This is a genomic window from Mycobacterium sp. (assembly GCF_036490025.1).
Taxonomy (GTDB): domain Bacteria; phylum Actinomycetota; class Actinomycetes; order Mycobacteriales; family Mycobacteriaceae; genus Mycobacterium.
Genome location: NZ_DASXEP010000165.1, coordinates 1 through 17,424, shown reverse-complemented (window position 1 = coordinate 17,424; position 17,424 = coordinate 1). Strand labels below are relative to the sequence as shown.

19 protein-coding genes and 1 tRNA gene are annotated in these 17,424 nt (G+C 66.7%); 10 read left to right on the top strand and 10 right to left on the bottom strand.

All coding sequences use genetic code 11. From position 1 onward, the window contains the following. Window positions 1-450: alpha/beta fold hydrolase (locus VGG53_RS18635; protein WP_331519566.1), on the bottom strand; the 450-nt coding region annotated here is incomplete at its 3' end. Window positions 451-576: 126 nt separating this feature from the next. Between VGG53_RS18635 and VGG53_RS18630 the strand changes: the two genes are divergently transcribed. Genes VGG53_RS18630 through VGG53_RS18620 form a run of 3 tightly spaced genes read left to right on the top strand, consistent with a single transcriptional unit; the run spans window position 577 to window position 3,589 of the window. Then, complete coding sequence (locus VGG53_RS18630) at window positions 577-1,365, top strand: alpha/beta hydrolase (RefSeq protein ID WP_331519565.1); 789 nt, start codon at window positions 577-579, stop codon at window positions 1,363-1,365. A gap of 53 nt (window positions 1,366-1,418) precedes the next feature. Continuing rightward, window positions 1,419-3,050 (top strand): 2-succinyl-5-enolpyruvyl-6-hydroxy-3-cyclohexene-1-carboxylic-acid synthase, encoded by a 1,632-nt coding sequence (gene menD / locus VGG53_RS18625; RefSeq protein WP_331519564.1) that lies wholly within the window; start codon window positions 1,419-1,421, stop codon window positions 3,048-3,050. A 26-nt stretch (window positions 3,051-3,076) separates the two neighbouring features. Beyond that, window positions 3,077-3,589 carry a DUF3592 domain-containing protein gene (locus VGG53_RS18620; protein ID WP_331519568.1) on the top strand — a complete coding sequence of 171 codons (513 nt, stop codon included), beginning with the start codon at window positions 3,077-3,079 and terminating at the stop codon, window positions 3,587-3,589. Here VGG53_RS18620 and VGG53_RS18615 read toward each other — a convergent pair. After that, a complete protein-coding gene (locus VGG53_RS18615; RefSeq protein WP_331519563.1) occupies window positions 3,553-4,176 on the bottom strand; it encodes a DsbA family protein in 624 nt (207 codons plus the stop codon). The genes VGG53_RS18620 and VGG53_RS18615 overlap by 37 nt on opposite strands. 84 nt (window positions 4,177-4,260) lie before the next feature. On the opposite strand from VGG53_RS18615, the gene VGG53_RS18610 reads away from it, so the two are divergent. After that, window positions 4,261-5,415 (top strand): glycosyltransferase family 1 protein, encoded by a 1,155-nt coding sequence (locus tag VGG53_RS18610; protein WP_331519562.1) that lies wholly within the window; start codon window positions 4,261-4,263, stop codon window positions 5,413-5,415. A 1-nt stretch (window position 5,416) separates the two neighbouring features. Here the strand turns inward: VGG53_RS18610 and VGG53_RS18605 are convergent, their stop codons facing one another. Next, window positions 5,417-6,241 (bottom strand): SDR family oxidoreductase, encoded by an 825-nt coding sequence (locus VGG53_RS18605; RefSeq protein ID WP_331519561.1) that lies wholly within the window; start codon window positions 6,239-6,241, stop codon window positions 5,417-5,419. Between the two features lie 60 nt (window positions 6,242-6,301). On the opposite strand from VGG53_RS18605, the gene VGG53_RS18600 reads away from it, so the two are divergent. Continuing rightward, window positions 6,302-7,006 carry a demethylmenaquinone methyltransferase gene (locus VGG53_RS18600; protein WP_331519560.1) on the top strand — a complete coding sequence of 235 codons (705 nt, stop codon included), beginning with the start codon at window positions 6,302-6,304 and terminating at the stop codon, window positions 7,004-7,006. Here VGG53_RS18600 and menJ read toward each other — a convergent pair. Next, complete coding sequence (gene menJ / locus VGG53_RS18595; RefSeq protein ID WP_414688997.1) at window positions 6,999-8,219, bottom strand: menaquinone reductase; 1,221 nt, start codon at window positions 8,217-8,219, stop codon at window positions 6,999-7,001. The genes VGG53_RS18600 and menJ overlap by 8 nt on opposite strands. Before the next feature lie 21 nt (window positions 8,220-8,240). Between menJ and grcC1 the strand changes: the two genes are divergently transcribed. The 3 genes from grcC1 to VGG53_RS18580 all read left to right on the top strand — a co-directional run bounded on the left by grcC1 (window position 8,241) and on the right by VGG53_RS18580 (window position 10,443). After that, the gene (gene grcC1 / locus VGG53_RS18590) at window positions 8,241-9,248 is read left to right on the top strand and encodes a nonaprenyl/(2E,6E)-farnesyl/geranylgeranyl diphosphat synthase (RefSeq protein ID WP_331519558.1); all 1,008 of its coding nucleotides are present in this window, start codon (window positions 8,241-8,243) and stop codon (window positions 9,246-9,248) included. Between the two features lie 70 nt (window positions 9,249-9,318). Continuing rightward, on the top strand, window positions 9,319-10,182 hold the full coding sequence (htpX, locus tag VGG53_RS18585; RefSeq protein WP_331519557.1) for a zinc metalloprotease HtpX: 864 nt from the start codon (window positions 9,319-9,321) through the stop codon (window positions 10,180-10,182). A 102-nt stretch (window positions 10,183-10,284) separates the two neighbouring features. After that, window positions 10,285-10,443 (top strand): toxin-antitoxin system HicB family antitoxin, encoded by a 159-nt coding sequence (locus VGG53_RS18580; RefSeq protein ID WP_414688998.1) that lies wholly within the window; start codon window positions 10,285-10,287, stop codon window positions 10,441-10,443. Window positions 10,444-10,512: 69 nt separating this feature from the next. On the opposite strand, the gene VGG53_RS18575 is transcribed toward VGG53_RS18580, so the two are convergent. The 3 genes from VGG53_RS18575 to VGG53_RS18565 are packed head-to-tail and all read right to left on the bottom strand — an operon-like array spanning window position 10,513 to window position 13,571. Continuing rightward, complete coding sequence (locus tag VGG53_RS18575; RefSeq protein ID WP_331519556.1) at window positions 10,513-11,535, bottom strand: NAD(P)H-dependent glycerol-3-phosphate dehydrogenase; 1,023 nt, start codon at window positions 11,533-11,535, stop codon at window positions 10,513-10,515. Window positions 11,536-11,565: 30 nt separating this feature from the next. Next, window positions 11,566-13,038: an NAD(P)/FAD-dependent oxidoreductase gene (locus VGG53_RS18570; protein ID WP_331519555.1), complete on the bottom strand. Its 1,473-nt coding sequence runs from the start codon at window positions 13,036-13,038 to the stop codon at window positions 11,566-11,568. A 41-nt stretch (window positions 13,039-13,079) separates the two neighbouring features. After that, window positions 13,080-13,571 carry a YajQ family cyclic di-GMP-binding protein gene (locus tag VGG53_RS18565; protein WP_331519553.1) on the bottom strand — a complete coding sequence of 164 codons (492 nt, stop codon included), beginning with the start codon at window positions 13,569-13,571 and terminating at the stop codon, window positions 13,080-13,082. 81 nt (window positions 13,572-13,652) lie between these two features. Between VGG53_RS18565 and VGG53_RS18560 the strand changes: the two genes are divergently transcribed. Continuing rightward, a tRNA-Tyr gene (locus tag VGG53_RS18560) sits at window positions 13,653-13,735 on the top strand. Between the two features lie 55 nt (window positions 13,736-13,790). On the opposite strand, the gene VGG53_RS18555 is transcribed toward VGG53_RS18560, so the two are convergent. Together VGG53_RS18555 and VGG53_RS18550 are read right to left on the bottom strand one after the other, a co-directional pair. After that, window positions 13,791-14,240 carry a hypothetical protein gene (locus VGG53_RS18555; protein WP_331519552.1) on the bottom strand — a complete coding sequence of 150 codons (450 nt, stop codon included), beginning with the start codon at window positions 14,238-14,240 and terminating at the stop codon, window positions 13,791-13,793. Between the two features lie 80 nt (window positions 14,241-14,320). Then, window positions 14,321-15,547, bottom strand: coding sequence for a C40 family peptidase (locus tag VGG53_RS18550; RefSeq protein WP_331519551.1), 1,227 nt, complete (start codon window positions 15,545-15,547; stop codon window positions 14,321-14,323). Window positions 15,548-15,705: 158 nt separating this feature from the next. Between VGG53_RS18550 and VGG53_RS18545 the strand changes: the two genes are divergently transcribed. After that, complete coding sequence (locus VGG53_RS18545; RefSeq protein WP_331519567.1) at window positions 15,706-16,506, top strand: MBL fold metallo-hydrolase; 801 nt, start codon at window positions 15,706-15,708, stop codon at window positions 16,504-16,506. Between the two features lie 7 nt (window positions 16,507-16,513). Here the strand turns inward: VGG53_RS18545 and VGG53_RS18540 are convergent. Next, the coding region (locus VGG53_RS18540; RefSeq protein WP_331519550.1) for a phosphotransferase family protein at window positions 16,514-17,424 on the bottom strand (911 nt) is incomplete at its 5' end.

Genomic DNA, 17,424 nt, shown 5'->3' with positions numbered 1-17,424 from the left:
TTTGATCGAGATCGGGCCGCGAAGCAGGCTGAACATCGCGTCGAACGGGAACGGTGGGCATTGGTCGAAGGCGTCGCAGTTGGTCAGCACCAGCCGGCCGATCCGCTCGGGGCGGGCGTCGACCGCCAGTTGGCAGATCCCGCCGCCGGTGTCGCTGCCGACCAGCGTCACGTCGGACAAGCCGAGGGCCTCGATCGCGTCGTTGACGATCTCCGCGACGCCGGGCAGCGACAGCGCGCCGGCGTCGTTGACCGGGATGGTGTGCGATCCCAGCGACAGCGTCGGCACGATGCAGCGGTAGCCGCGGCGCGCCAGCTCTTCGGCGACGCCGCGCCACAGTTGGCCGTCCACCAGGACGCCGTGCACGAAGAACACCGGCGGATACGCGGAATCTTGCGGTCCGAACTCCTGGTATTCGATGGTTGCCTGCTTGACAGCCAGCTCTGCCATGTGAATTGTTCCTCCTCGAACTCCTCGGATGGGCTCACCGCCATTAAAGGCCCGGGCCCGCTGCCAGGTCGACGCAGCGGACTGCCAAATACTGCCAACGCCGGGCTGTCGCGTAGGTTCGTCGTCGTGATCAACCTGGCTTATGACGACAACGGGACGGGGGAGCCCGTCCTCTTCATCGCCGGCCGCGGCGGGCTCGGACGTACCTGGCATCTGCATCAGGTCCCGGCCTTCCTGAACGCCGGCTACCGCGTCATCACGTTCGACAACCGCGGCGTCGGCGCGACCGCGAACGCGGACGGGTTCACCACCGAGAGCATGGTCGCCGACACCGCGGCGCTGATCGAGTCGATCGGCGTCGGCCCGGTCCGCATCGTGTCGGTGTCGATGGGTTCCTACATCGCCCAAGAGCTGCTCCTGACCCGGCCCGAGCTGGTGAGCCAGGCGGTGCTGATGGCCACCCGCGGCCGGCTGGATCGCGCGCGCGACTTCTTCCGCACCGCCGAGGACGAGTTCGCCAAATCCGGGGTGCAACTTCCGACTGCGTACGACGCGAAATTCCGTTTGATGGAAAGCTTTTCGCCCAAAACGCTCAGCAACGACGAAGTCGTCGCCGAGTGGATCGGCATGTTCAGCACCTGGCCAATCAAGATCACCCCGGGATTGACCCGCCAGGGCTGGGTCTCGCCGCAGGGCAATCGGCTGCCCGCCTACCAGGGCATCACCACGCCGGTGCTGGTGATCGGCTTCGCGGACGACGTGGTGACGCCGCCGCACTTGTGCAGGGAAGTTGCCGACGCCATCCCCGGCGCCCAGTACCTGCAGATCGCCGACACCGGGCACCTCGGTTTCTTGGAGCGGCCCGAGATGGTCAACGCCACGGCGCTGAAGTTCTTCGCCAGCATGGGGTACTGAAGGCTCCTCAGCGGGCCACGGGCCCGCATCGTCGCCACGACTAAGCTGGCCTGATGAATCCCTCGACGGCACAGGCCCGCGTTGTCGTCGACGAACTGATCCGCGGCGGCGTCCGCGATGTGGTGTTGTGCCCGGGCTCGCGCAACGCGCCGCTGGCGTTTGCCCTGCAGGACGCCGATCGGGCGGGCCGGCTGCGCCTGCACGTGCGCATCGACGAACGCACGGCCGGATACCTGGCCATCGGGCTGGCGATCGCCGCCGGAACCCCGGTCTGCGTCGCGATGACCTCGGGCACCGCGGTGGCCAACTTGGGTCCGGCCGTGGTCGAGGCGAACTACGCTCGCGTGCCGCTGATTGTGCTGTCGGCCAACCGGCCTTACGAAATGCTCGGCACCGGCGCCAACCAGACCATGGAGCAGCTGGGCTATTTCGGCACCCAGGTCCGCGCCACGATCAGCCTCGGTCTGGCCGAGGACGCGCCGGAGCGGATGGCTGCGCTCAACGCGACGTGGCGGTCGGCGACCTGCCGGGTGCTGGTGGCCGCGACCGGGGCGCGCAGCGCCAACGCCGGCCCGGTGCACTTCGACATCCCGCTGCGCGAGCCGCTGGTGCCCGATACCGACCCCGGCCCGACGCCGCAGGGCCGGCCGGACGGCAAGCCGTGGACGTACACCCCCGCGGTCAGCTTCGACCAGCCGCTGGACATCGACCTGAACCTGGACACCGTCGTCATCTCCGGTCACGGCGCCGGTGAGCAGCCCGCGCTGGCTGCGCTGCCGACCGTGGCCGAACCGACCGCGCCGCCGGCCGCCAATCCGCTGCATCCGCTGGCGCTGCCGGGCCTGCACCCGCGGCAGGTGATCATGTTGGGCCGCCCGACCCTGCACCGACCGGTGTCGGCGCTGCTGGCCGACCCGTCATTGCCGGTCTACGCGCTGACCACCGGGCCGCGCTGGCCTGATGTGTCGGGCAATTCGCAGGCCACCGGCACCCGCGCGGTCACCACGGGTAAGCCGAACCCAGACTGGTTACGCCGCTGCGCCGAGCTCAATCGTCATGCGATCGCTACCGTGCGTGAGCAACTCACGGCCCACCCGCTGACCACCGGCCTGCACGTGGCCGCCGCCGTTGCCGACGCGCTGCGTCCCGGCGACCAGCTCGTGCTCGGCGCGTCCAACCCGGTGCGCGACGCGGCGCTGGTGGGCCTAGGGGCCGCGAAGCATCGCGGCCAGATCGCAGTGCGCTCCAACCGCGGGGTCGCCGGCATCGACGGGACGGTGTCCACCGCGATCGGCGCCGCGCTGGCGCATGAAGGTCGCACTGTGGGGCTGATCGGTGATCTGACCTTCGTCCACGACAGCTCTGGCCTGCTGATCGGACCGACCGAACCAGTCCCGGCCGACCTGACCATCGTGGTGTCGAATGACAACGGCGGCGGCATCTTTGAATTGCTCGAGCAGGGCGACCCGCGGTTCTCCGACGTGTCCGCCCGGGTGTTCGGCACCCCGCATGACGTTGACGTCGGTGCGTTGTGCCGCGCGTATCACATCGACAGCCGGCAGATCGAGGTCGACGAACTGGGTGCTGCGCTCGACGAGCCGGCTGCCGGCATGCGGGTGCTGGAGGTCAAGGCCGACCGATCCTCGCTGCGGCAGCTGCACGCCGCCATCAAGGCCGCCCTGTGACACCTGGTGTCGGCGCCGCGAGCGGGCTGAAAACCTGGACCCGAATCCTCATTCACGGTCGCAGCGGCGAGTTCCCAAATACCCGCGGACACCGCGCCATACGGTTGGGGCGTATCGGTGTGCTGATCCTGGCCAGCCTGGTCACCTTGCAGTCGTTGTTACTGGTGGCCGGTGCCGTGCGCAATGACGTTGCTATTCAACATGATATGGGTGTGGCTGAGGCTGAGGTGCTCAGCGCCGGTCCGCGCCGCTCCACCATCGAGTTCGTCACCCCGGACCGGATTACCTACCGCCCCGAGCTCGGCGTGCTGTATCCGTCCGAATTGGCAACGGGGATGCGGATTTACGTCGAGTACGACAAGCGTAACCCCAATCTGGTTCGCGTGCAGCACCGTAACGCCAAGTTGGCGATCATCCCGGCCGGATCCATCGCGGTGTTCGGCTGGCTGGTCGCCGCGGCGGCGTTGACCGGTCTGGCGTTGCTGGACAAGCGCCTGGACCGTCAGCTGATCAGCGCGTCCAGCCAGCCCGGATCTTGAGTGTCAACAACACTTCTGGTGTTCAGGTTGTAAATCGTCGGGGTGCCCGGATTCTCCGGGCTCTCCTCCTTCAGGCGCGTCTTATTGGCGTCGCTGACCGCGGTGGCATCGATCGTGTTGTCGCCGGCGGCGATCCGGTCGGCGACGAAGTCGGGCAGCCCGCTTTCGCGGGCCATCCCGGCGATGGCGTCGTTGGCCGGTCCGTCGGAACTTTGATGGTGGTAAAGGTCTTGCACGAAAGCCTGATACGCCATCGGCGATGTTGCCGGGTCGGCCGCCAGAAACAGGGCATTGCTGACGCGGGCGGACACGTCGTTGTGGTGTCTGCCGTCCAGGAACGTCATCCATCGATACGTGACCGCCAGCCGGCCGCTGCCCAGGGCCCCGGCAAGCCGGTCGCCGTCTGCCGACTCGAACTCGGCGCAGTGCGGGCACTGCGGTTCGCAGAAGATCTCCAACTGCACCGGGGCGATCCAGGATCCGACGAGCACGCCGTTGCCGTCGATGGTTCGTGGCACGTCGGCGTGTGCGGTGCCGAACGTCACCATCCATAACGCCATCGCCAGTACGACCAGGTAGGACCGCATTATCAGACCCTCTTTGCGTCAGAATTCGTGTCGCGTATGCCAGTCGGTAACCATATCGACAGGCGACGCTGACACCGTGGTGGTGTGCGAGTAGCGATTGTCGCGGAATCTTTTCTCCCGCACGTCAACGGCGTGAGCAACTCGGTCATCCGGATACTCGAGCACCTGCGCCGCACTGGCCACGAAGCTCTCGTCATCGCCCCCGACACGCCGTCCGGCGAAGCGCCCGCCGGCCGGCTCCACGATGGTATCCGGGTGCACCGGGTGCCGTCGTGGATGTTCCCGAAGGTGACCACGCTCCCGCTGGGTCTGCCGCTGCCGCGGATACTGCGCGTGCTGCGCGGGTTCGAGCCGGATGTCGTGCATTTGGCGTCGCCGGCGCTGCTCGGCTACGGCGGGCTGCGCGCCGCCAAACGTCTCGGAGTCCCGACCGTCGCGGTGTACCAGACCGATGTGCCGGGCTTCGCGGCCAGCTACGGGATCGGTATCACCGAGCGGGCGGCCTGGGCCTGGTTCCGGCATCTGCACCGGATGGCCGACCGGACGCTGGCGCCGTCCACGGCGACGATGGAATCACTTGTCGGGCATGGTATTCCGTGCGTACATCGATGGGCGCGTGGCGTCGACATGATCGGCTACGCCCCGTCGGCCCGGGACGAGGCCCTGCGGCAGCAGTGGTCGCCGGACGGCAAGCCGATCGTCGGCTTCGTGGGCCGGCTCGCACCGGAGAAACATGTCGAGCGGCTCGTCGCCCTGGCCGCCGGCGGCAACGTGCAGGTGGTGATCGTCGGCGACGGGGTCGACCGCGCCAAGCTGCAATCAGCAATGCCCACAGCCATTTTCACCGGTGCCCGCTACGGCGAAGAACTCGCGACGGCCTATGCCAGCATGGACGTCTTCGTTCATGCCGGCGAGCACGAAACGTTCTGCCAGGTCGTGCAGGAAGCGCTGGCCTCCGGGCTGCCGGTGATCGCTCCGGATGCCGGTGGACCGCGCGACCTGGTGACGCCGTGGCGGACCGGATTGCTGCTACCCGTCAAGGAATTCGAGGCGCAGCTGCCCACCGCCGTCGCGCACCTGCTGGAGGAGCGGCCGCGTTATTCGTTGGCTGCTCGGCGCAGCGTGCTCGAACGCAGCTGGCCCGCCATCTGCGACGAGTTACTCGGCCATTACCAGGCGGTGCTGTCACCCATCGCCCGCGCCCGGACGGAGCGCCACCAACACGCCCAGGGGCAGTGAGCTAGCCCTGCGCCAATTCGGCGACGGGCTGCCATTCCTCCCAGGTACGCAGCCGGTCCTCGTAGTCGGCTTTGGCCAACTCCAGCGGCGCGGTGCCGAAGAACACCCTCAACGGCGGCTGCTCGGAATCCACCACTTTGAGTACCGCGGCCGCAGAGGCTTTCGGATCGCCCGGCGCGGACCACCGCTCCCGGCGTACCGCCTCGGTGGCCTCGTGCAGGTCGGCGTAGGCCGGCAGCGGATCGGCACGCCGCGACGACGACCCGGCCCAGTCGGTGTCGTAACCCGCCGGCTCGATCAGCGTCACGTGCACGCCGAACGGCGCGATCTCTTGCGCCAACGCCTGGGAGAAGCCCTCCAGCGCCCACTTGGAGGCGTGATAGATGCCGACGCCGGCGAACGCCGTGATGCCGCCGATCGACGACACCTGGACGATGTGGCCGCTACGCTGCTCGCGCAGATAAGGCAAGACAGCCTGGGTGACCCACAGCGCTCCGAACACGTTCGTCTCGATCTGGTCGCGGGCGTCCTGTTCGGACAGCTCTTCGATGAAGCCGAACTGGCCGTAGCCGGCGTTGTTGACGACGACGTCCAGGCGTCCGAAATGGTCGTGGGCCTGCGCGACCGCGGCGAAGTCGGCTGCTCGGTCAGTGACGTCCAGTCGGATCGGCAGGACGGCGTCGCCGTAGGTTCGGATCAGATCGGCGAGCGACGCGGTGTCGCGCGCAGTGGCCGCGACCTTGTCACCGCGCTGCAGCGCCGCGATCGCCCATTCCCGTCCGAAGCCACGTGAAGTACCGGTGATAAGCCAAACTTTTTCAGTCACGCCGTGGTGCAACGCATCCGTCGCCGTCCCATTCCCGAACCTGGAGATAGTCTCGACGGCGTGAACCGCGCGACGCTGGACAAGGACCCTCGTGAGGTGGCGTCGATGTTCGACGGCGTCGCACGGCGCTACGACCTGACCAACACCGTCCTGTCGATGGGCCAGGACCGGTACTGGCGTCGCGCCACCCGGTTGGCGCTGGGCATCGGGTCGGGGGAGAAGGTGCTGGATCTGGCCGCCGGTACCGCGGTGTCGACGGTCGAGCTGGCCAGCTCCGGGGCGTGGTGTGTGGCGGCGGACTTCTCGGTCGGGATGCTCGGCGCGGGGCATGCCCGCAAGGTGCCCAAGGTTGCCGCCGACGCCACCCGATTACCGTTCGGCGACAACGTGTTCGACGCGGTCACCATCAGCTTCGGGCTGCGCAACGTCGCCCGGCGCGACGAGGCTCTGCGCGAGATGGCCCGGGTCACCCGGCCCGGCGGGCGGTTGGTGGTGTGCGAATTCTCCACGCCCACCAATCGGCTGTTCGCCACGGTCTACAAGGAGTACTTGATGCAGGCGTTGCCGCGGGTGGCCCGGGCGGTGTCGAGCAACCCGGAAGCCTATGTCTACCTTGCCGAGTCGATCCGGGCCTGGCCCGATCAGGCTGACCTGGCGCGTCAGATATCGCGCGCCGGATGGTCGGCGGTGCGCTGGCGCAACCTGACCGGCGGCATCGTCGCGCTGCACGCCGCATACAAAGCGCACGAAAAACCGGTCAGCTGAACGGCTTTCGCCGATCGATCAGCCGGGAGAGCCGGCCGCTGCCGCGCCACACCCGTGCGACCCAGTCGGCGTCCTCGTCGGTGACCAGGTTGCCCATCACCCGCACCGCGATGCCCATCAGCGTCGTCGAGCGCATCCCGATCGGGCCGGTCGCGGGCAGGAACCGCGGGTAGGTCAGCAGCAACCCCAGCCGGCGGGCCACCGAAAACCCTCGCCCGTAATGGGATTGAAGCACGTGCGGCCACGCTCTCGACAAATCGCCCGAGCCCAGCATGTCCACCGCTAGCCGTCCGGTCTCCAGCCCGTAGTCGATGCCCTCGCCGTTGAGCGGGTTGACGCACGCCGCGGCGTCGCCGATCAGCATCCAGTTCCGGCCCGCCACCCCCGACACCGCGCCGCCCATCGGCAGCAGCGCCGAGGACATCGCGCGCGGCTGGCCGGTGAATCCCCACTCTTCGCGGTGCAGGTCGGTGTAGTACGACATCAGTGGCCGCAACGCCAATTCGGCCGGTCGCTTAGAGGTCGACAGCGCGCCCACGCCGATGTTCACCTCGCCGTTGCCCAGCGGGAAGATCCAGCCGTAGCCGGGCAGCAGCGCCCCGTCGGGGGACCGCAGCTCGAGATGCGAGGTCAGCCACGGGTCGTCGCTGCGCCGGGTGGTTAGGTATCCGCGGGCGGCGATCCCGTACACCGTCTCCTGATGCCACCGCCGGCCCAGCACGCGGCCCAAAGTCGAGCGGGCGCCGTCGGCGACGATCAGCTCACGGCAGCCGACCTGCGTCCCGTCGGCCAGCGTCACCGAAACCACCCGAGCTGACGAGTCATGGTGCACGCCAACAACTTTGACGCCGAGTCGCATCCGGGCCCCGGAGTCTTCAGCGACTTTGCGAATCCGGTCGTCCAGCTCGACGCGGGCCACCGCGCTGCCGGTCGACGGGAACGACGGGCCGGGCCATTGGACTTCAACCTCGCCGCCGAACCCGCTCATCCGCAATCCGCGGTGCCGGATCCGGGCGTCGAGCCATTCGCCGAGCCCCAGCCGTTCCAGCTCGGCGACCGCGCGCGGCGTCAGCCCGTCACCGCAAGCCTTGTCGCGAGGAAAGTTCGCCGCGTCGATCACCAGCACGTCGTGGCCGGCGCGTGCGGCCCAGGCGGCCACCGCCGATCCGGCCGGCCCGGCGCCCACGACCACCACGTCGGCATGGGAGTCCATGTCCACCAGTATGTTGGTCGGGTGAGGACTCCGGCGACAGTGGTAGCGGGTGTGGACTTCGGTGACGCCGCGTTCGCCACCGATGTGCGCGACGGGGTCGCCCGTATCGAGCAATTGATGGAAACCGAGCTGCGCGGGTCAGACGACCTGATGACAGATGCTGTGCTGCACCTGTTCGAGGCGGGTGGCAAACGGTTCCGGCCGCTGTTCACGGTGTTGTCCGCGCAATTGGGCCCGCACCCGGATTCCGGCGAGGTGACGATCGCCGGTGCGGTGATCGAGCTGGTGCATCTGGCCACGCTGTATCACGACGACGTGATGGACGAGGCGCAAGTGCGCCGCGGCGCACCCAGCGCCAACGTGCGGTGGAGCAACAACGTCGCAATCCTGGCCGGCGACTATCTGTTCGCCACCGCCTCGCGGCTGGTGTCCCGGCTGGGGCCCGACGCCGTACGGATCATCGCCGACACCTTCGCCCAGCTGGTGACCGGTCAGATGCGCGAAACGCAGGGCGCGGCCGACAACGCCGACCCGATCGCGCATTACCTGAAGGTGGTGCACGAGAAGACGGCCTGTCTGATCGGTGCGGCGGGCCGATTCGGCGCGATGTTCTCCGGCGCCGACGAGGACCAGATCGAGCGGCTCAGCCGGCTGGGCGACCTGGTCGGCACCGCCTTTCAGATCTCCGACGACATCATCGACATCGACAGCGACCCCGACGAGTCCGGCAAGCTGCCCGGTACCGACCTGCGCGAAGGTGTGCACACGTTGCCGGTGCTCTACGCGTTGCGCGACAGCGGACCCGACGCCGATCGGCTGCGCGGGCTCCTGGTCGGACCGGTCGACGACGACGAGGCGGTCACCGAGGCGCTGACGCTGCTGCGGGCTTCGGCGGGAATGGCCAAGGCGAAGGACACCGTGGCGCAGTACGCCGCGAGGGCCCGGGAGGAGCTGGCCGCGCTGCCTGACAGCCCGGGACGGCAGGCGCTCACGACACTGGTCGACTACACGATCCACCGACACGGCTAGGTTTGCGGAACTCAGCGGCTGCTTCTCGGCGTTAAATGGGAAGAGTCCGGCTGGTCGTAGGAGGAATTTGATGACCTGGCATCCGCATCACAACACGTTCAAGACGTTCGCATTGCTGGTTGGCATGTCGGCGCTGATCGTGTTTGTCGGTGCACTGTTCGGCAGGACGGCGATGTTCTTGGCCGTGCTGTTCGCCGTCGGCATGAACGTCTACACCTACTTCAACAGCGACAAACTGGCGCTGCGGGCGATGCATGCACAGCCGGTGTCCGAGGTGCAGGAGCCGGCGATCTACCGGATCGTGCGTGAGCTGGCCACCGCGGCGCACCAGCCGATGCCGCGGCTCTTCATCAGCGACACCGCCGCGCCCAACGCGTTCGCCACCGGCCGCAACCCGCGCAATGCCGCGGTGTGCTGCACCACGGGGATCTTGAGTCTCCTCGATGAGCGCGAGCTGCGCGCGGTCCTGGGACATGAGTTGTCGCACGTCTACAACCGCGACATCCTGATCTCCTGTGTGGCCGGCGCGCTGGCGTCGGTGATCACGGCGCTGGCCAATATGGCGATGTTTGCCGGAATGTTCAGCGGCAACAACCGCGAAGGCGCCAATCCGTTTGCGCTGCTGTTTGTTTCGATGCTCGGCCCGATCGCTGCGACGGTGGTGCGGATGGCGGTGTCCCGTTCGCGCGAGTATCAGGCCGACGAGTCTGGTGCGATGCTGACCGGTGACCCGCTGGCGCTGGCGTCGGCGCTGCGCAAGATCTCCGGTGGCGTGCAGGCCGCGCCGCTGCCTCCAGAACCGCAGTTGGCCGCCCAGGCGCACCTGATGATCGCCAGCCCGTTCCGCGCCGGCGAGCGGATCGGGTCGATGTTCTCCACGCACCCGCCGATCGCCGACCGGATCCGTCGCCTCGAAGAGATGGCCGGGCGGTAGGTCACACCAGCCCCATCAGTCTCCACAAGCTGACCATGCACGGAATCTCGAAACGTGTGCGCATGTGATATCACACGCTGGTGAACCACTACACGTACCGCGCTGACCGAGCGGCAATTCAGCGGCAAGTTCGTCGTCAGGACGTCGCCGTCGCTGCATGCGCGACTGACCGTCGAGGCCGCCGAACAGAACGTGTCGATGAATCAGCGGGTGGTGCAAAAGCTGGCGGACCGGCCGCCAATCGGCCTGTTCGACTTGTGATATCGCATACGGTCACGTTTGCAAACTAGGTGCATCCCCAGTGCCAGGTACGGATGTGACTCCTGTGGCTCAGAAACCCGAGCCGTGCACCTCGTGACCGGGCGTCTCCGCCGCCAAGCCGCGGTAGGCGTCGTCGACGGTCGCGCCGTGGTTGATCACGGCGTCGACTTCGCGGGCGAGTGGCATGTTCAGCCCGTATTTGTCGGCGAATTCCATGATCACGCTGGCGGCCTTGACGCCCTCTGCCACTTGGTTCATCGACGAGATGATCTCGTCGATGGGTTTGCCCGCACCGAGCTGCTCGCCGACGTGCCGGTTGCGGCTGCGCTGGCTGGTGCAGGTGACGATCAGATCGCCCATGCCGGCCATGCCGGAGAAGGTGTCGCGGTGACCGCCCATGGCTTCGCCCAACTTTGACATCTCGCGCACCGAGCGGGCGATCACCATCGCCCGGGTGTTCTCGCCGATGCCCAGCGAGTAACCCATCCCGACCGCGATCGCGTAGACGTTCTTCAATGCGCCGGCCATCTCCACGCCCAGCACGTCGTCCGTGGTGTACACCCGAAAACGTCTGGTGCGGAACAGCTGAGCGAGTTGCGCGGCCAGATGCTGATCGGGCATCGCCAACACCGCCGCGGCGGCGTAACCCTCGGCGACCTCGCGGGCGATGTTGGGCCCGGCCAGGATGCCGGCGGGGTGGCCGGGCAGTACTTCGTCGACGATCTGCGACATCCGCATGTTGGTGCCTTGTTCGAGGCCCTTGACCAACGAGACCACCGGCACCCAGGGCCGCAATTCCGCTGCCAACTCGGTGAGCACACTACGGAATCCGTGCGACGGCACTCCCATCACGACGACGTCGGCAGACCGGGCGGCCTCGGCGAAGTCGGTGGTGGCACGCAGGCTCTCGGACAGGACATGGTCCCTGCCCAGATAGCTGGTGTTGCGGTGGTTCTCGTTGATGTCCTTGGCGGTCTTCTCCGAACGCACCCACTGCAGCGTCGGTCCCCGACGCGCACAGATGGATGCGACGGTGGTGCCCCAGGAACCGCCTCCCAAAACGACGACGTTCGGTTCGCGCGTAGCTGCCATGGCGACCAGCGTATTGCCGCCGCCTGATCTTTACCGGCGGTTGGCGAGAAGTTCTGCTTGGCGGCCGAACACCATGGCCTCGGTGATCCGGTCGAACCGGTAGTCGATGGCGTCGGCGAAGTAGTTCTGCCGAACGTTCCACGGCCGCTTGATCCCGGACTTGGGCAGCGCATGCGGTGCGCGCAGCACATAGCCGGCCTGGATGTCCCACGCCGGTTTTTCCGGCATCGGCTCACCGGACAAGTGCGGGTAGGCGTGGGTGTAGCCGTGAGACGCCATGTGAGCCAACAGCTTTGCCGTCGCACGGGCGGTCATGTCGGCGCGCAGAGTCCACGAGGCGTTGGTGTAGCCAACGCACCAGAACAGGTTCGGCACGTCCTCCAACATGTGGGCCTTGTAGACGAAGCGGTCCTGCGGCTTGATTTCGCCGCCGTCCATCGACACCGCCACGCCGCCCAGCGCCTGCAGTTGCAGACCAGTCGCGGTGACGATGACATCGGCCTCCAGATGTTCGCCGGATGCCAGAGTGATTCCACCGGAATCGAAGTGGTCGATGTGGTCGGTGACCACCTCGGCGCGGCCGTCGCCGATCGCGACGTAGAGGTCGGCATCGGGTATCAAGCACAACCGCTGATCCCACGGGTTGTAGCGCGGCTTGAAATGGGTGTCGACGTCGTAACCCTTAGGCAGGTAGCGCACCGCGATCTGACGGATCCACCACTTCACGAAGCCCGGTGTCTTGCGGGCCAGGAACCAGATCACGCCTTCCAGCAAAGCATTGCGTTGCCGAATAATTGAGTGAGCGACCCTGCGCGGCAACATTTTTCGCAGGAAATCCGTAAGCGCACTGTATTTGGACGCAGAGAACAGATAGGTCGGCGAGCGCTGCAGCATGGTGACCTTGGTGGCCTTCTCGGCCAGCGATGGAATCAACGACATCGCGGTGGCACCGCTACCGATCACCACGATCTTCTTGTCCCGGTAATCGAGGTCCTCGGGCCAATGCTGCGGATGGACGACGGTGCCACCGAACTCGTTGAGGCCGGGGAAGTCCGGGGTGTAGCCCTCGTCGTAGTTGTAGTAGCCGGACCCGAAGAACACGAAGCGGCCGCGATAGGTCTTTTCGATCCCGTCCTGCTCGGCGATGACGGTCCAGGTGTCGGTCGAGGAGTCCCAGTCCGCCGAGCGGACGTGAGTGTTGAACTGGATGTGCTGGTCGATGCCGTAGTCACGTGCCGTCGTGTTCAGGTACTCCCGGATGTGCTCCCCGTCGGCGACCCCCTCCTTTCGGGTCCACGGTTTCCACGGGAAGCACAGGGTGAAGATGCTGCTGTCCGAGCGCACGCCCGGGTAGCGGAACAGATCCCAGGTGCCGCCGAGCTGGTCGCGGCGCTCCAGGATGACGTAGCTGGTTCCCGGGTTGCGCTCGGTGATGCGGTAGGCCGCGCCCAGGCCCGAGATGCCCGCGCCGATGATGACGACGTCAACGTCTGTCGTGCTCATCACGAACCTCGCTTCTACCCGCCGCTGTGGTGCCGATCACGTTACCGGTAGTTGACGAACTGCAGCGCGACGTCGAGGTCCGCGTTCTTGAGCATGGCGATGACGGCCTGCAGGTCGTCGCGCTTTTTGCTGGTGACGCGGACCTCGTCGCCCTGAATCTGCGTTTTGACGGTCTTGGGGCCGTCGTCGCGGATGAGCTTGGTGATCTTCTTGGCGTGTTCGCTGCTGATGCCCTCTTTCAGGGTGCCGGTGACCTTGTAGGTCTTGCCGGAAGCCTGTGGCTCGCCGGCGTCGAACGCTTTGAGGCTGATGTCGCGCCGGATCAGTTTTTCCTTGAAGACGTCGACCGCGGCCTTGACCCGCTCCTCGGTGGAGCTGGTCAGCTCGATCGCTTCCTCGCCTTTCCACACGATTTTGGTGTCGGTGCCGCGGAAGTCGAACCGGGTGGAGAGCTCCTTCGCGGCCTGGTTGAGGGCGTTGTCGACCTCCTGCCGGTCGAGCTTGCTGACGACGTCGAACGATGAATCCGCCATTGGATACGTCCCCTTCCATCGAGGTTGGCCATTTGTTATCCGACTACATCTTCGTTGTAGGCTAGCTACCCGTACTACACCGGCAGATTGCCCGAGCGGCCAATGGGAGCGGACTGTAAATCCGTCGGCTTATGCCTACCCAGGTTCGAATCCTGGATCTGCCACCGAGGTTAGAGGGTATGTGGTCCCGCAGCAGCAATTTCGAGCTGCGGGCCCGTATCAGCCGTTGGCGGCTGAGCAGCTGGGCACGGTGTGGTCGTCGGTGATGCCGTGCAGGTACCAGGTGTTGTTCACGTTGACCAGATGAACGGTGGCTTCCGAGGCTCCCGGTGCGTGCTGCGTGTTTTGGATGTTCACGTACCACGAATGGCTGTAGGTGTAGCAGACGTTCAGCGCGGCCGTGCCGCCGTTGACCGACTGCACGTCGACAGTCCCGAGCGTGAGGCCGTCGTTGGAATGGCTCGTCTGGTCCGCGGCGTCGTATTCGCCCTGCCTACCCAATCCTTGTGCCGCACTGCGCAACTCATTGAACTGATCGCCGGCCAGATTCGGACCGACGACAGCAAAGAATTGCTTGGCGGCCGGACCGGCCTGGGCATGGTCGGCGTTATAGGCGCTCATCGCCGGCCAGATATCGTGGGTGTAGCGATCGATGATCTGTTGGTTCACGGTGGGTTCCGCCTTCGCTGGATTACCAGGGGAGCTGCACGCCAGGAGCGCGGCGATCGGGACGAGGGCGACGGCGAGTTTCATGGCATTCTCAGAATATCGGTGACCCCATGGCCGGCGACCGGGTCGACCCGCACCGGGTTGCCGGAGTCGGGGGCGTTGATCATGTACCCGTTGCCGATGTAGATGCCGGTGTGCTCGGTGCCTGCGTTCGCATTCGGTCGGAAGACCAGGACGTCGCCGGGTCGTGCCTGGCCGACAACGGCGCTGCTCGGTACGCCGCCTGCGGGATGCGAGAAGTTCGGATTGGTATCGATCGCGTCGGTGCCCTGACCCACATCGAATCCCGCGCCTTGCTGAACGGAGTAGCGGACCAGCCCGCCGCAGTCGTAGCCGTAACGGTCCCAGTCGTGGTTCTCGTTGGCGCCCTGGCCGGTGTCGCCCTGACCTTGGGACGGGCCGTCCTTGGACTTGTTGGCACCCCAGGCGTAGGTCGTGTTCTGTTGCCCGACCGCGTTTGCCAGCGAATCGATCGCCCGGTCACCCGTCGGCGTCCGCGGGTCCGGCAGAGCATCGCCGGGCTTGAAATTCGCCAATCGCCGGCGCCACTCGTCGGCGCTCAGCCCGGCCAGCAGCGGCGACGGGGTCAGGTTGTCCGACAGGTGATGGCTGATGTCGGGAGAGCTGTTGTCCTTGGTCGCCTCGGTCGGGAACGGTGGATGGCCGCCCTTGGTCGACAACGGCAGCTGGTCGGCCGGCGTCGTCTGGCCCGGTGGCGCTTGCGGAATCTCGCGGCCGTTGTAGTCGAGCTTGGCGTCGCCGACCGCGGCTCGCATCGCGGTGGCCAGTTCGTGATCGGTGGTGTGCGCCTTGGTTTTTACCGTGTCGAGCTGCCCCTGCAGAATCTGCTGCTCCAACGCGGCTTCTGTCGATCCCATCAACAGCCCGGCGTTGCCGATGTCAACCTTCCAGTCGGGGGTGATGGTGAACCCCAGGCCCTCGGCCGTCTGGTCGACCTCGCTCATCATTCCCTTGGTGATCTGTACGTCCTCCCAGGCGTCGCACACAGCGGACGCCACCTGCCGTGACTCGCGGCCGTCAGCCTCGATGTCGGTGCGCGCCCTGCCCAGACTGCTCTGGAATGCGGTCCCCGCCTCGCCTTCCCAATCGGCAAGGCTCTGGCCGACCTGACCCAGATCGTCGCCGAACGTCTCCAAGGTGCCCGCCCGACCGCTGGCCACCTGAAAAACCTTGAGCACCGCTCCCGCATCCCAGCGACGTACGTCGTCGGGAGTCAGCTCGCTCATCGGGGATCCACTGCTACCACCTCAAAAACAGAATCCTGACAATGCAATCACAGAGTTCAGTGCGACAACCGCACCATTTTCGAATCCGGAGCCGCCCAGTCGGTGGACGCCATGCGCTCACCGTCGACTGACCTACAGTCCATTGCATGAGCAACCGCGTGGACGCCAATCGGCGCGACGTCGCGTTCAGCGTCCTGGGCGGCCCGACGACCGTTGTCGACTTCGGCGGCCGACGGATCCTGATGGACCCGACCTTCGACGAGCCCGGCCCCCACGACTATCTGAAGAAGACGATCGGCCCGGCCGTACCCGCCGCGGCGCTGGGATCCATCGACGTGGTGCTGGTCAGCCATGACCAACATCCGGACAACTTCGACAACGAGGGCCGGCGGGTGGCGCTGGCGGCGCCGCTGCTCCTGACTCATCCGGGCGGAGCAGCCCGGCTCGGCGCGCCGGCCATTGGTCTGGAGCCATTCGAAAGCTTCGAGCTTCCTGGTGTCGAAGGCGCCAAACCGGTTACCGTGCAAGCAGTTCCGGCTGTGCATGGGCCCGCTGACGGGCAACGCGACGCAAGCGGTCATGTCAACTGCGAGGTGACCGGTTTCGTGCTTGCGGGTCCGGGCCTGCCGACGGTGTACCTCAGCGGCGACAACGCGTCGATGAGCGCGGTCAAGACCATCGCCGAGCGGGTGGGCCCCGTCGATGTGGCGATCATTTTCGCCGGTGCGGCCAGGGTGCCGGCGAAGGAGCGCGGACGTCCGCTGACGATGACGGGTCAGCGGGCCGCAGCGGCCGCCGAAGTGCTGGGCGCCAGGCTGGTCATCCCCGCCCACGTCGACGGCTGGGCACATTTCAGTGAAGGAGTCGGCGAATTCGGCGGCGCGTTCGACGAGTCCGGGATCCTCGACGTGCTCGCCGTGGCCCCGCACGGCGAGTGGATCGTCCCGCCGTGGCTGTAGCGGGCCGCTAGCCGCGCACTGCCGAGATGGTCCACGCCGGCAAGATCGGTGCCCGGGTGAGGAAATGGTCGACTTGGCCGATGCTGCGCAGCAGGGCCTGGGTGCGCATGATGCAGCAGCCCATCCGTGCCATCGCGAAAATCTCGTACCAGTCCAGGTCGACCAGCGGGCGACCGATCATCTCCTCGAAGCGGCCGATGACCTGTTCGCGGCTGTCGAAGCCGGGCAGCTCGGGATCGGCGTCAATGCCGTTGACTTCCAACATCTGTCGGCGGGTGGCCAACCACCACGCGAAATCCGTCTCGGCCGGGCACAGGCAGGCCTGCTCCCAGTCCAGGACGCCGACGATCTGCCCGGCATCATCGAAGATGGCATTGGACAGCCGAGCGTCGTTCCAGCACACTGCCGTTGCGCCGGTCTGCTCCGGCTGGTGGCGGCGCAGCCATCCGAACGCCTCGGTCATGACATCGGGAATCTGATTGTCGGTGCCCCAGGCCGCATACTCCTGCCACCACGCCAGCTCCGCGGAAACGCCTGTGCCCGTGGGTCGGTGGAGCCACGTCGCGTCCTCGACGGGAACGCGCTGCAAGGCGGCGAGTGTCTGCAGAAACGAATCGTGCGCGCGACGCTGAACCTGCGGTCCGGCGTCGTGTAACCAACCTCGGGTCGGATAGGTGGTGTCCGACGGGGTGTGCCCGACGATGCGCGGCATCACCAGGAACTTGGAGCCGATCCATGATTCGTCGGGCTCGTTCAGGATCGGTGACGGTGTCGCGATCCCATGCCCGTGCAGCAGCGCCTGGGTGCGGGTCTGCGCGTCCAGGTCGTAGTCGGGGAAGATGCCGCCACCGGCCGGCGGAATCCGCAACACGTATTCGCTGGAGCGGCCCGCGACGTCGGCGGCGAACACCAGGCTTT